Annotated in this window: 13 protein-coding genes; 8 read left to right on the top strand and 5 right to left on the bottom strand. The window is 66.7% G+C overall.

Annotated features, from left to right (window positions below; genetic code table 11):
- The 5 genes from CXZ10_RS16240 to htpX form a co-directional block, all read right to left on the bottom strand.
- Entirely contained in the window at positions 1–285 is a 285-nt protein-coding gene (locus CXZ10_RS16240; protein ID WP_101290411.1) for a PepSY domain-containing protein, read from the bottom strand.
- A gap of 100 nt (positions 286–385) precedes the next feature.
- The gene (gene purH, locus CXZ10_RS16235; RefSeq protein WP_101290410.1) at positions 386–1,975 is read right to left on the bottom strand and encodes a bifunctional phosphoribosylaminoimidazolecarboxamide formyltransferase/IMP cyclohydrolase; all 1,590 of its coding nucleotides are present in this window, start codon (positions 1,973–1,975) and stop codon (positions 386–388) included.
- Positions 1,976–2,090: 115 nt separating this feature from the next.
- Positions 2,091–3,836 carry a heparinase II/III family protein gene (locus CXZ10_RS16230; protein ID WP_101290409.1) on the bottom strand — a complete coding sequence of 582 codons (1,746 nt, stop codon included), beginning with the start codon at positions 3,834–3,836 and terminating at the stop codon, positions 2,091–2,093.
- 146 nt (positions 3,837–3,982) lie between these two features.
- Positions 3,983–5,278 carry an RsmB/NOP family class I SAM-dependent RNA methyltransferase gene (locus CXZ10_RS16225; protein WP_101290569.1) on the bottom strand — a complete coding sequence of 432 codons (1,296 nt, stop codon included), beginning with the start codon at positions 5,276–5,278 and terminating at the stop codon, positions 3,983–3,985.
- A gap of 140 nt (positions 5,279–5,418) precedes the next feature.
- A complete protein-coding gene (gene htpX / locus CXZ10_RS16220) occupies positions 5,419–6,399 on the bottom strand; it encodes a zinc metalloprotease HtpX (protein WP_101290408.1) in 981 nt (326 codons plus the stop codon).
- A gap of 88 nt (positions 6,400–6,487) precedes the next feature.
- Here htpX and CXZ10_RS16215 point away from each other — a divergent pair, with 88 nt between their 5' ends.
- The 8 genes from CXZ10_RS16215 (at position 6,488) to CXZ10_RS16185 (ending at position 13,389) form a co-directional block, all read left to right on the top strand.
- The gene (locus CXZ10_RS16215) at positions 6,488–6,685 is read left to right on the top strand and encodes a DUF1674 domain-containing protein (protein ID WP_101290407.1); all 198 of its coding nucleotides are present in this window, start codon (positions 6,488–6,490) and stop codon (positions 6,683–6,685) included.
- Between the two features lie 300 nt (positions 6,686–6,985).
- Complete coding sequence (locus CXZ10_RS16210) at positions 6,986–7,486, top strand: disulfide bond formation protein B (protein WP_101290406.1); 501 nt, start codon at positions 6,986–6,988, stop codon at positions 7,484–7,486.
- Positions 7,487–7,587: 101 nt separating this feature from the next.
- Complete coding sequence (locus CXZ10_RS16205) at positions 7,588–8,187, top strand: SCO family protein (RefSeq protein ID WP_101290405.1); 600 nt, start codon at positions 7,588–7,590, stop codon at positions 8,185–8,187.
- 4 nt (positions 8,188–8,191) lie between these two features.
- Positions 8,192–8,362 (top strand): hypothetical protein, encoded by a 171-nt coding sequence (locus tag CXZ10_RS21605; protein ID WP_180336036.1) that lies wholly within the window; start codon positions 8,192–8,194, stop codon positions 8,360–8,362.
- Positions 8,363–8,364: 2 nt separating this feature from the next.
- Positions 8,365–8,595, top strand: coding sequence for a sulfurtransferase TusA family protein (locus CXZ10_RS16200; protein WP_101290404.1), 231 nt, complete (start codon positions 8,365–8,367; stop codon positions 8,593–8,595).
- Between the two features lie 143 nt (positions 8,596–8,738).
- Positions 8,739–9,662, top strand: a complete 924-nt coding sequence (locus CXZ10_RS16195) for a metal ABC transporter substrate-binding protein (protein ID WP_101290403.1) — start codon at positions 8,739–8,741, stop codon at positions 9,660–9,662.
- 197 nt (positions 9,663–9,859) lie between these two features.
- Positions 9,860–11,956 carry an alpha-galactosidase gene (locus CXZ10_RS16190; protein WP_101290402.1) on the top strand — a complete coding sequence of 699 codons (2,097 nt, stop codon included), beginning with the start codon at positions 9,860–9,862 and terminating at the stop codon, positions 11,954–11,956.
- Between the two features lie 167 nt (positions 11,957–12,123).
- Positions 12,124–13,389, top strand: a complete 1,266-nt coding sequence (locus CXZ10_RS16185; RefSeq protein ID WP_101290401.1) for an AGE family epimerase/isomerase — start codon at positions 12,124–12,126, stop codon at positions 13,387–13,389.
- The last annotated feature ends 34 nt before the right edge of the window (positions 13,390–13,423 follow it).

Here is a 13,423-nt window from a genome sequence, read left to right as displayed (position 1 = left end):
TCACTCACCCGCTTCGTCGCCGGCCTTCTCGCCGGTCGACGGATTGAACAGGACCTCGGCCTTGTTGCCCTCCTTGTCGAAGGCATAGACCTCGTAGCAGGTCCCCTCGACTTTCACCTTCTTGATATCCTTGTAGCCGGCAGCCTCGGCCTTGGCCTTGACGGCGTCGATGCTGAGCCAGGTGTCCTTGGCGGCGTCGGTGCACTTGGCATTCTCGTCGTCGGCAAGGGCGGCAACCGGTGTGAGCACGAGAGCGAAGGCGGCGGCGATCAGGGAAGTCTTCATGTTGGTTCCTCGACAAAACGGGCCAGCGCGTTCATCGCGCCGGCCCGCTCACCTTGGGTCGAGAAACCTGTCGGCTACCTGTCGGGAAGGTGGATTAGCCTCAGTGCCGGAAATGCCGCATGCCGGTGAACACCATGGCGATGCCGGCCTTGTCGGCGGCGGCGATCACCTCGGCGTCATGGATGGAGCCACCCGGCTGGATGGCGGCGGTGGCGCCGGCGGCGATCGCCGATTCAAGGCCATCGGCAAAGGGGAAGAAGGCGTCGGAGGCGACGACCGACCCCTTGGCCAGCGACTCCTTGAAGCCGGCCGTCTCAGCCGCCTCGGCGGCGCGGATGGCGGCAATGCGCGAGGAGTCGACACGGTTCATCTGTCCCGCGCCGATGCCGGCGGTGGCGCCGTCCTTCACGTAGACGATGGCGTTGGACTTCACGTGCTTGCAGACCTTGAAGGCGAACAGGAGGTCGGCGAGCTCGGCATCGGTCGGCGCGCGCTTGGTCACCACCTTGAGGTCGGCGGCGGTGACGACGCCATTGTCGCGCGACTGAACCAGCAGGCCGCCGGCCACCGTCTTGGCGGTGATGCCGGGCGCCTTGGGGTCGGGCAGGCCGCCGGTGACCAGAAGACGCAGGTTCTTCTTGGCGCCGACGATGGCGATCGCCTCGTCGGTGGCCGACGGCGCGATGATCACCTCGGTGAAGATCTCGACGATCTTCTTCGCCGTGTCGGCGTCGAGCGTGCCGTTCAGCGCCACGATGCCGCCATAGGCCGATACCGGGTCGCAGCGGTGCGCCTTGACATAGGCTTCGAGCAGCGTCGCGCCGGTGGCGACGCCACAGGGGTTGGCGTGCTTGATGATGGCGACGGCCGGCACCGACCGGTCGAACTCGGCCACCAGCTCGAAGGCGGCGTCGGTGTCGTTGATGTTATTGTAGCTGAGCACCTTGCCCTGCAACTGCGTCGCCGTGGAGACGCCGGGCCGGATTTCGGTGGAGCGATAGAAGCGGGCCCACTGGTGCGGGTTCTCGCCATAGCGCATGTCCTCGGCGAGCTTGCCGCCCACTGCAACGAAATCGCCGGTCTTGCCGCCGAGCACGCTGGCAAACCAGCCGGAAATCGCCGCGTCATAGGCGCCGGTGCGGGCGTAGGCCTTGGCGGCGAGGCGGCGACGGGTCTCGAAGGTGACGCCGCCCTGATCCATCTCGGCGATCACCGCCTCGTAGTCGGCCGGCTCGACCAGCACCGTGACATAGGCATGGTTCTTCGAGGCGGCGCGGATCATGGCGGGACCGCCGATGTCGATGTTCTCGATGGTCTCCTCATAGCCGGCGCCGCGGGCGATCGTTTCCTCGAAGGGGTAGAGGTTGACCACCAGGATATCGATCGGCTGAATGCCGTGGTCGGCCATCGCCTTGGCATGGCCGGCGTCATCGCGAACGGCGAGAAGACCGCCGTGCACCTTGGGGTGCAGCGTCTTGACCCGGCCATCCATGATCTCCGGGAAGCCGGTGAAATCGGCCACTTCCGTCACGGGAATGCCGGCCTCGCTCAGGAGCTTCTTCGAGCCGCCGGTGGTCAGCAGTTCGACGCCGCGGTCCGCAAGGGCGCGAGCGAACTCGATGAGGCCCGTCTTGTCGGAAACGGAAAGCAGCGCGCGCTTGGGGGCGACGCGATCGGGATGGCCAGCCATGGGGATTTCTCCGGAAGTGGGGATGGCGGCGCGATAGCACGAAAGACCGGCGCGCGGAACCCGCGCCCAATCGATTTGGATCGATAATTGCCGCTTTCTCCGCCGAAACCGCCGATCAGCTGCCGGCGAACAGATCCGGCCCCAGCCGGACATCGCGCCCGCGCGACCGGCCGCGCTGCCCTTCGGCGGTGCGGGTCAGCGCCCAGGCCACCTCAGGCGTCACCCGCGCCCGTCCCGGCAGCACGATCTGCAGGCTCTTGCGGCGGCCGAGCGTGTCGGACAGGAAGACGCTATCCTCCAGTTCCGGCGCGATCAGGCCGCAGGTGAAGGTCCACGCCTCGCCATCGGGAGCGACGAGCAGCACATCGCCGCCGGCCGTACGGTTCGCCCGGATCAGTGGATGCAGGTGGAAGCGGATGGCGAAGCGGTCGTGACGCGGCTTGCGGCCGGCAAACGTCAGTCGGTCGGATCCGACGATCTCGCCGCCATCGATGCGCAGGACGAGCCGCCGCTCGTGAATGGCGCCGAACCGGCCGGAATAGCCGTCATGGCTCGCCACCAGGGCGATGACGTCGTCGCGATCCTCGCGGGCCACCGGCACCACGCGCGGGCCGTCGATCATCACCGGACCGAGCCGTCGGACGATGCGCGGCGTATCGAGGAAGGCGCCGGAGGACATGTCTTCCAGCGACAGCGTCGAATGGGCGGGCGTCGAGCGGGCAGCCGAATGCCAGCGCGGATCGTCGGCGGCGCCACAGTTGACGATGAAGCGGTTGGGACCGCTCGACATCTCGAAGGAAAGGCAGCCGGCATGCGCCTTCTGGCTGACCCCGACCGGCGGAATGGGGCCGGCATCCATCAGGATCACCGTTCCACCGGCCTCGAGCCGCTGATAGCCGGAATGGCTGGCGTTCTCCACCGGCCGGCCGTGGGTGTCGTCGTAGGCGTTGAGCGTCGCAAGCTGGCCGGCGTGGCTGGCGCTCATGCCGTTGAAATGCGGCAGGCTGCCGTCGGAATGGCGGAAGAAGCGCAGCATCGGCATCATGCGATCGATGGCGACCAGCAGCGCCTGCGGCGGGTTGACGCCGCGGTTGGAATAGGCCTGCCGTAGCGGCAACAAGTCCGTCAGGAGGTCGGCGATCACCGAGGGATCGCGGCTGATATGACCGCCATCCGGCAGGATCTGCCGGCGGAGTTCCTGTTCGAGCCTGAGGCCGGCCTGGCGGGCGAGCCGTCCCTGGTTGTCGGCCGACAGCGCAAAGACGCCGACGGCAACGGCGGCGAGGAGCCGCGGATAGCCGTCCACCGCGTCGCTCTGGCGGCCGCGCAGCCGGCGCACCTGCCGCACCAGGGAGCGCAGGAAGCGGCGATAGAAGGCGCGGTCGGCATCCTTCAGGATCAGCGGCGACTGGGTGATCCAGGCGATCACCCGCCGCGCCATGTTCTCGGTCTCGAAGGCTTCCGGCGGCGCATGTGCCTCCTGGGCGATCCAATCGGCGACCAGCGCCCGGGCATTCTGGCGGGCGAGCGCATTCTCGGCCGCCCGAAGGTGGCGAAGCCAGGAGAAACCATGCAGCACCCGCGTCCATTCGGGCGACGGCGACGGCATGTCGAAGGGCGAACGGCCGCTTGTTTCCACCACCTTGCCGGCGAAGGCATAGAGGCCGGCATAGATGTCGGCGGCGATCGTCGGATCGGTGGTACGGATGTCCTGAGGGGCGATGACCAGCCGTTCGGGCGTCGAGCCGGGCCAGCGCCAGCGCGAGAAGGGGCCTCGTTCCAAGGCCATTATGGCGCGGCGGAGGGCCAGTTCGCCAGCGAACAGCACCAGCCGGGCCGTGCCGGCGACTTGTGCGCGCATCGTCAGGCCCCCTTTCGGTGCTGGAGCAAGAATCATTGCCCTCCGGCAAACCGGAGGCGCTCATCACGGCATGAGACGCCCACCTTGGTTACCAAGTGGTATGCGAGACCGATCAATTTTATCGGTTGTCGGCCCGGCAGCCCCTGTCACTGCCGACGGAGGCGGGCGGCAAAGAAGCCGTCGAGGCCGGAAAGCCGGGCATCGTCCTGCTTGAGGTGCGACGGCAGGGTACGGATGAAGCCCTCCGGCGTGACGATCTCGGAAAGGCCGAACACCTCGTCCGCCGTCACCGGCACCACGTCGAGCGGCGCCTCGATCAGCCTCAATCGGCGAATCTGATCCTGCCCCTCCTCCGGCTCCAGCGAGCAGGTGGAATAGACGAGAAGACCGCCCGGCCTCAGCATGCGGATCGCCTGATCGATCAGGCGGCGCTGCACGGCCGCGAGCGTCGGCACGTCGGCCGGCTTCTTGCCGACCGCGCCGTCCGGGTGGCGCCGTAGCGTGCCGGTCGCGGTGCAGGGCGCGTCGAGCAGCACCATGTCGAAGGTGCCGCCCAGCCACTCGGTGGCGTCCGCCTTGACGAGATTGGCCTTGAGACCGAGACGATAGAGGTTGCGTTCAAGCCGCTGCAGACGGTGGAAGGACACGTCGATGGCCGTGACATCGGCGCCGAGCGCGGCGAGCTGGGCGGTCTTGCCGCCCGGAGCGGCGCAGAGATCGACGACCTTCTTGCCCTTGACGTCGCCGAGCAGATGAACCGGCAGCGTGGCGGCGGCATCCTGAACCCACCAGCCACCCTCTTCATAACCATCGATCTTCTCGACCGCGCCGGTGACGGGCAGGCGCACCGAACCGTTGGGAAGCTTGATCCCGCCCAGTCGGGCAGCCCACGCTTCCGGATCGGACTTCACGGTGAGGTCGAGCGTCGGTTCGAGGGCGTTCATCGCGGCGATATCGCGCGCCACGTCGACCCCGTAATGGGCACTCCAGCGCTCCATCAGCCAGGCCGGGGTATTGAGGGCGATGGCGTCCTGCTCGGCGAGAATGGTCGCCTTGTTCTCGGACACGCGACGGAGGACGGCGTTGACGACACCCTTGAACGGCGCCGCCGCCTTGTCGGCACCGGCGAGCTCGACACCCAGCGCCACGGCGGCGTGGTCGGCGACATCCATGAACATGATCTGGGCGGCCGAGACGGCGATTACCGCCTTCAAGGTGCCGGCGTCGTCGGGCAGCGGCCGGGTCAGAAAGCGGCTGACCGCGTCGTCGATCTGGCCGTGGCGGCGCAAGGCATAGCCGACGATGGCGCGGGCAAGGCCACGATCGCGCGGGTCGAGACGCTGGTAACGCTCGGCGGCGGCACCTTTGTCCAGAAGCGCATCGAGGAGGCGGCCTTTCTGAACCCCGTCGACCAGCGCCACGGCAACGGCACGCGCTTCCATGCCCTGCGGCCGGGGTGGACGGCGACCGGCCTGCGGCGGGCGTCCGCCTTTGAAGGCGCCCTTCGGGCCGTCATGGGGACGCGCCGGCCTGAATGTGTTGCCGGCTTTTCCGCCGCCCTTGCGGCCACTGTTGTCTGCGGTCATCCCCACGGTCCACGGTTTGAAGGCCGTCCGGCAGAACCGCCCCCACCCCATGGGCCGCCCCTCGAGCCGCGCGGCGAGGTCCAGGGACCATCTGCCTGAGGCTCGGGACTGCGCCGCCCGAGGCCGCCATCATCCGCCATCGCCATCAGGGCGCGGATGCGGTTGCCGGTATCCGGGTGGGTCGAAAACAGGTTGTCCATCCTGGCGCCGGACAGCGGATTGATGATGAACAGATGCGCCGTAGCAGGATTTTGCTCCGCTGTCATGTTCGGCACGCGATGGGCGGCACCGGCGATCTTGTCGAGGGCTGAGGCAAGCGCCAGAGGGTTGTTGGAAATCTCGGCGCCACGCCTGTCGGCGGCATACTCGCGCGTTCGCGAAATGGCCATCTGAACCAGCATGGCGGCGAGCGGCGCGACGATCGCCGCCAGGAGTAGGCCGATGCCGCCGAGCGGACTGCGGTTTTCGCTGTCGCGGTTCATCGAGCCGAAGAACAGGCCGAAGTTGGCCAACATCGATATGGCGCCGGCGATCGTCGCGGTGACCGTCATGATCAGCGTATCGCGGTTTTGAACATGCGCCAGCTCGTGCGCCATGACGCCGGCGATCTCCTCGCGGTCGAGCATCTGCAGGAGGCCGGTGGTGGCGGCCACGGCGGCATGCTGGGGATCGCGGCCGGTGGCGAAGGCGTTGGGCTGCGGGTTGTCGATGACGTAGACGGCCGGCATCGGCAGGCCGGCATTGGCGGCGAGCCGTTCGACGATACCATAGTATTCAGGCGCACTGGCCCGGTCGACACGACGGGCGCGGTGCATCGCCAGCACCATCTTGTCGGCATTCCAATAGGAAAAGAGGTTCATGCCGGCGGCGATCACCAGCGCGATCAACATGCCGCCCTGGCCGCCGATCAGATAACCGGCGCCCATGAAGATCGCCGTCATCGCGGCGAGGAGGAGGGAGGTCTTGAAGAAATTCATCTGTCCTTCCGGTCTCCGGCTGCTATTCTGAACCGGATTTCAGACAAGGAAGATGGTAAGCCGCCCGCCCGCCATCAAGGATACTCCCATGACCGATACGCCCGAAAAGCCTAGCTCGGCGTCCGAAAAAATGTTGTCGCCTGCCGCACAACGCGCCCTCGCCGAAGCGGAGGGGCGTCGCCGCGCCATGAACGAGAGCCGGCCGAAGGAAATCGGCGGTCGCGGCGGCCTTGAGCCGGCCCGCTATGGCGACTGGGAAGTCAAGGGCATCGCTGCCGACTTCTAGTCCCTTCCATCACGAAGCTCTGATCGTCTTTCACAGTTTGGCCCCATTCCCGCCTTGGCGACGCCAAGTGAGGCCAGCAGGATACCTCTCGTCCCCCGGCAATGACGCTGCGGACGGGTTCCGGCTCAATCCAGCCCCCCAGCCCCCCGGAATTCGTTTCTGCCGGCGTTGCGCCTTTCGAGGCGCGGCCGGGGGCGCCTTTTTCGACCGGCAACCGCCCCCGAACAATCCAATCGCCGATTGCGTGGCTCGTTCCAAGCTGTTAGGCCGGAGCCGCCGCAGTCGTCGATCAGGTGTTCCATGTCCGCTCCCGCCGCCATTCGTGCTCCCGGCCTTGCATTCCTGGCTGGTCTTTTCGCCATTACCGCCGCCTGGGGCTTCGAGATCATCGGCGGTTACCTGCCGTGCAAGCTCTGTTTGCAGGAGCGCATGTTCTACTACGCCGGTCTGCCGGTGCTGCTGGTCGGCCTTCTGCTGTCGGCCCGCATGCCGCGCCTTTCCCGTCTTCTCTATTTCGTCGGCGGCGGCATTTTCCTCGCCGGCACGATCCTCGCCGGCTATCACACCGGTGCTGAATGGAAGCTGTGGGAAGGGCCGTCGGATTGCGGCGGTGCCCCGACCGTGGTCAGCAATGCCGCCGATCTGATGGCGGCGGTCAAGAACACCCGCCTCGTCTCCTGCTCGGATGCGCCGATCAGCCTGTTCGGCCTGTCCTTTGCCGGTTGGGACACGCTGTCGATGCTGTTCGTCGGGATCATGAGCTGGCGCGGCATCTTCGCCCGCCGCGACGCCCTGATTTGAGGGCGTGCTCGCGCCGGTGAAATTGATCGTTCCCCGCGTCGTCGATCTTCGTTAGGCTGGAAGCGAGCCGGCCCCGCCGGCCATTGCCCGTCGAGGAACTCATGAAGGCTGTTCGCATCATCGTCTGGCTGCTGGTCGCGGTGCTGTTCGGCGCCACCGCCTGGTTGGTCTTCGGCGGCCGTCTTCCCTTCATGGAAAACGCCAGCGTCGCGGCAAGCGACATCGGCGGGCCCTTCACCCTCGTCGACATGAACGGCCGCGCCGTCACCGACAAGACCTTTGCCGGTCGGCCTCACGTCATTTTCTTCGGCTATACTCATTGCCCCGACGTCTGCCCGACCACGCTCGGCGAATACGCGGCGCTGAAGGAGAAGCTCGGCCCCGACGCCTCCAAGGTCGACCTGTTGTTCGTCACCGTCGATCCCGAGCGCGACACCCCGGCGGTACTGAAGGATTACCTGTCGTCCTTCGGCGATATCGTGGTCGGTCTTTCCGGCAGCCGGGAACAGGTGGACGCCGCCATCAAGACCTTCCGCATCTATGCGCGCAAGGTGCCCGGCACGGATGGCGACTATGCCATGGACCACACGGCCTCGAGCTTCATGTTCGACGCCGATGGCCGTTTTCGCGGGACCATCGCCTACATGGAAGATCAGGAGGTCGCTCTCAACAAGCTGAAGACCCTGATCGCCGGGAGTTGAGCCGATGACTGATCGACACGGCACCGAAAAGGACACAACCAAGCGCATCCGGCTGTCCGATCATCTGGCCTCGCTTGCCCTGCCCATCGCGGTCATTGCCTTCGGCGTTGCGCTGTCGGCCGGGTCGGACGGTGTCCGCGCCTTCGTCGATCTCTGCCGCAGCGCCCTGCCCTGACCATGGCCGAGGCATCGCTTCTCGATCTCAAGGGGCTGAACTGCCCGCTACCGGTGCTGAGGACCGGCAAGGCCTTGCGCGCATTGGCGGCCGGCGATCTGCTCATCGTCGAGGCGACCGATCCGATGGCGGCGATCGACATTCCCCATTTCTGCCGCGAACAGGGCCATCGGCTCGTCGAGGAGAAAAAAGAGGGGGCTGTCCTGCGTTTCATCATCGCCAGAGGCGCCTGATTTCATTGGTGGCTTCGTCCCGAGATGGCACGTCCTCGCGTCGATGACCTCTCCTCGTGGACCGCGCCATGGCACACCACCCTTGACAGCACCGCATGTTCCAGCCAACCATAGTTATGTTATAACATAACATAGAGGGTTCCATGAACCGCTTGCTTGTCGCGTCCCTGCTGGTCTTGCTGGCCGGCCCCGCCTTTGCCGCCGATCGACTGCCGGTGATCGCATCCTTTTCCATTCTCGGGGACATGGTTGGCCGCGTCGGCGGCGACCGCGTCGCCGTCACCACCCTGGTCGGTCCCGATGGCGACGCCCATGTCTACGAGCCGACGCCCGACGACGTCAAAGCCGTCGCCGCCGCCAAGCTCCTTGTCGTCAACGGCCTCGGCTTCGAGGGATGGATGGACCGCCTCGCCGAAGCCTCCGGCTACGCTGGGCCGGTGACGGTGGCCTCACAGGGCATTGCGGCGCGTGAAATGGCCGAGGAGGACGAGGGCGAGCATGCCGAGGCGGATCACGCCGATCATGACCATCATGGCACCGACCCCCACGCCTGGCAGGATGTCGCCAACGCCGTCACCTATGTGAAGAACATTGCCGCCGGCCTCGACGCCGCCGATCCCGAGGGCAAGGCGATCTATGACGCCAATGCCGCCGCCTATGTCGCCGAGTTGGAAGCTCTCGACGCCGAGGTCCGCGCCGCCATGGCGGCGCTGCCGACCGAGCGGCGCAAGATCATTACGAGCCATGACGCCTTCGGCTACTTCGGCGCCGCCTATGGCCTGACCCTTCTCGCTCCCGAGGGCGTCAGCACTGAATCCGAAGCCTCGGCTGCCGACGTTGCGCGCATCATCCGGCAGATCCGCGACGACGCCATTCCCGCCATTTTCGTCGAGAACATCAAGGACCGCCGGCTGGTCGACCAGATCGCCGCCGAGACCCAGGCCGTGGTCGGCGGCGAGCTCTACACGGATGCCCTGTCGGCCAAGGATGGACCCGCGCCGACCTATGTCGAGATGATCAGGCACAACATCCGCACGCTCACCGAGGCGCTTGCATCCAAGCGGTGACGCAACCGAGCTTCCAGACAAGTAATTTCGTGCTGGCGGCAGGGAATCTCGGCTCAAAACGCCGATTCCCTCCAAATGTCGCTGGAATAGCCACCTGAGGACGAATTATACCGGCAGGACGACGAAGGAAGGGATCGCGCGGGGAATTCTGTGCCGCCCCTTCTTTCTTGACTGAATCAACCTGCCGGGGTCCGTCCATGCCGTCCACCCTCACCCTCTCCGCCGGTCCGCTCTCGCTTGCCCTCGGCCTGCCCGAGCGCGGCATGCCGGAGATCCTCGCCTTCGGCCGCGGCGCGGCAGCACCGGATTTCTGGCCGGACGCGCCGCGCTCGAGCCGCATCAACGGCATGGATGTCGACGCCCCCTATGCGGTGCTTCTGCCGGTAGCCGGGCTCGGCGCCTTCGGCTGGCCGGCCATCTCGGGCCACCGTGACGGCCGCGACTTCCTGCTCGACTTTGCCGGCTGGACCGTCCGCCGTGACGGCGCAACCACCGTGCTCGCCGCCAGCGACGGCGTGGCCGGCATCGACATCGAGATTGCCATCCGGGCAAGCGAGACCGGTGTCTTCGGCCTCTCCACCCGCCTCACCTCGGTGAAGGATGGCATCTACACGCTTGATCGCTGCATGGCCGGCAGCTTCCTGCTGCCGGCAGGCGAAGCCACGGTCACCCGCTTCACCGGCATGTGGGGACGGGAGTTCCAGATCCAGCGTCATCGCCTCGAACCCGGCATCACGCTTCAGGAGAACCGGCGCGGCCGCACCAGCCATGACCGGCAGCCCTATCTCGGCGTTGCGGTCGGCGATGCGAGCTTCGCCTTCCACCTCGGCTGGAGCGGCAACCATCTCGTCGCCGTCGACACGCTCGACGACGGCCGCCGTCTCGTCCATCTCGGCGGGCTGTTCGAGCCAGGCGAGATCCGCCTGTCGAAAGACGAGAGCTACCAGAGCCCCGTCGCCTATGCCGCCGAGAACGCGGCGGCGCTGCAGGCCTTCGTCCGCGCGGAAATCCTCTCCTGGCCGGGTGGCGCCATGAGCCCGCGGCCGGTGACGCTCAACACCTGGGAAGGCAACTATTTCGACCACCGCCTCGAGTCCCTGAAGGCGCAGGCCGACGCCGCCGCTGCCCTGGGCATCGAGCGCTTCGTTCTCGACGACGGCTGGTTCGGCCGCCGCGACGACGACACCACCTCGCTTGGCGACTGGATCGTCGATCGCCGCAAGTATCCGGATGGGCTGAAGCCGCTTGTCGACCACGTCACCTCGCTCGGCATGCAGTTCGGCATCTGGTTCGAGCCTGAGATGGTCAACGAGGAGTCCGACCTCTACCGCACCCATCCCGACTGGGCCCTCAAGGTGAACGGGCGCCCCCTGCTGCGCTCGCGCAACCAGCAGGCGCTCGACCTGACAAGGCCCGAGGTCACCGACTATCTGTTCGAGAAGATCGCGGCGGTGCTGGGGTCGCTCGCCGTTTCCTACATCAAGTGGGACATGAACCGCGACCTCACCCACGTCGGCGGCGCCGAGGGCCGCGCGGTCACCACGGCCCAGACCCGAGCCGTCCATGCGCTGATGGCCCGCGTGCGCGCCGCCTTCCCGCATGTCGAGATCGAGAGCTGCTCGTCCGGCGGCGGGCGCACCGACTATGGCGCGCTCGGCAACACCCAGCGGGTCTGGACGTCGGACTGCACCGACGCCCTCGATCGGCTGGAAATCCAGCGCGGCGCCAGCCTGTTCCTGCCGCCGGAGATCATGGGCGCCCACGTCTCGGCCAATCCCAGCCATCAGTCCGGCCGGACGCTGTCGCTGACCTTCCGCGTCCTGGTGGCGCTGGCCTATCACCTCGGTGTCGAGCTCAACCCGCTCGACATGAGCGCCGAGGAACGCACCGAACTTGCCGGGCTTATCGCACTCCACAAGCGCCTGAGGCCGCTCCTCCACGCACCGGGCGCCAATTTCAATCTCGACCCGCGTGACGGCCGCTACGTCTGGGGCGCCATGACGACCGACCATGCCGCCGTCTTCGTGGCGCAGGGACCAACCATGATCGCCGAGCAGCCGGAACCGCTGACGCTCCGCCTGCCCGGAGCGCCCGAGCGGAAATGGCGGATCGCCGCCGTCCACGGCGATTGCCCCTCCGGCTTCATCCGGATGAGCGACGGCCAGACGAAACTATTGTCCGGCGAGATGTCCTTCAGTGCGGCAGCGCTGGCGAGCGCCGGCCTGCCCTTGCCGATGCAACGGCCGGAAACTGCCATTCTTCTTGAACTCCGGCCAGTCGACGGCAAGCCCTGACGGCACATTGCGATCCGCTTCGCTGGAACGATTCCAGCCGTTAGCCATTTTCGCTAAAATCTAGTCGATCTGTGATCTCCTGAAGTTGTCCCGGCGGCGGGCGGTGCTAAGACTAAGAGAAAGTAAAGGCAGGACGACCGAAGCACCGCCGCCCCGGGAGGAAATGAATGCTCAGGCAACTGAAGTCCGCCGCGCGCAGCCGCTGGGTGGAGCGCGCGCCCCATCGTCTCTGGCTGCTCGGCCGCGCCGACGCGCTCTTCTCCTTCTTCGAGGCCGACTGCCGCAATCCGCTGGGTGGCTATTTCGAGCTCGACGAGGCCGGAAAGCCGATGGCGCCGGGCGCCGACGGCGGCCTGCCGCCGTCGCGCAACCTGCACATCACCACCCGTCTCGTGCATGCCTTCGGCATCGCCTCGCTGATGGGCCGGCCCGGCGCCGCCAACATCGTCGACCACGGCATGGACTTCCTGTGGAGCGGCCATCGTGACGCGACGAACGGCGGCTATCACTGGGGCGTCGGCTACGGCACGCTGACCGACCCCACCAAGCAGGCCTATGGTCACGCCCACGTGCTGCTCGCCGGTGCCACTGCCAAGGCGGCCGGTCATCCCGATGCCGACAGGCTGATCGCCGATGTCACCGACATCCTGGTGTCCCGCTTCTGGGAACAGGACCCGGGCGCGGTGGCCGAGGAGTTTACCGCCGACTGGCAGCCGATCGGCGATTATCGCGGCCAGAACTCCAACATGCACCTCACGGAATCGCTGATGGCGGCCTTCGAGGTCACCGACGACACCGAGTACCTTCGCCGAGCCGAGAGCATCGCCGAACTGATCGTCGATCGCTTCGCCTCGCGCAACGGCTGGCGTCTGCCCGAGCATTTCGACGGCAAATGGAACCTGACGCTCGACTATGTCGGCAACCCGATGTTCAAGCCCTACGGCTCGACGCCGGGTCACTGGCTGGAATGGGCGCGCCTCCTGCTCCAGCTTTGGGAGCTCGGCGGGCGCAAGCTCGGCTGGCTGCCGGACGCGGCGCAGAACCTCTTCCGCCTCGCCGTCACCGAAGGGTGGGACAGCAAGCGCGGCGGCTTCTATTACACCGTCGGCTGGGACGGCAAACCGTCGGTGCCCGACCGCTTCTGGTGGCCTTGCTGCGAAGGCATCGGCGCCGCCCATTTCCTTGCCTCGATCACCGGCGACCCCTTCTATGAGGACTGGTATCGCCGCATCTGGGACTTCACCACGGATCACCTGATCGACCGGATGACCGGCGCCTTCATTCCGCAACTCGACGCCGAGGACCGGCCGGCCACCAATCCCTTCTACGGCCGTCCCGACATCTATCATTCGGTGCAAGCCTGCCTGATCCCGCTGCTGCCGACCTCCGGCAGCCTGGTACACGGGCTGATGACCGAGGGCATTCGGCTTTAGGCTGAGCCAGCATTTCAGGACGCGCCGTCGGCCT

Source organism: Pleomorphomonas diazotrophica, from assembly GCF_002844595.1.
GTDB lineage: Bacteria > Pseudomonadota > Alphaproteobacteria > Rhizobiales > Pleomorphomonadaceae > Pleomorphomonas > Pleomorphomonas diazotrophica.
The sequence above is the reverse complement of the archived record's forward strand: the minus strand, read 5'-3'. Positions and strand labels throughout refer to the sequence as shown.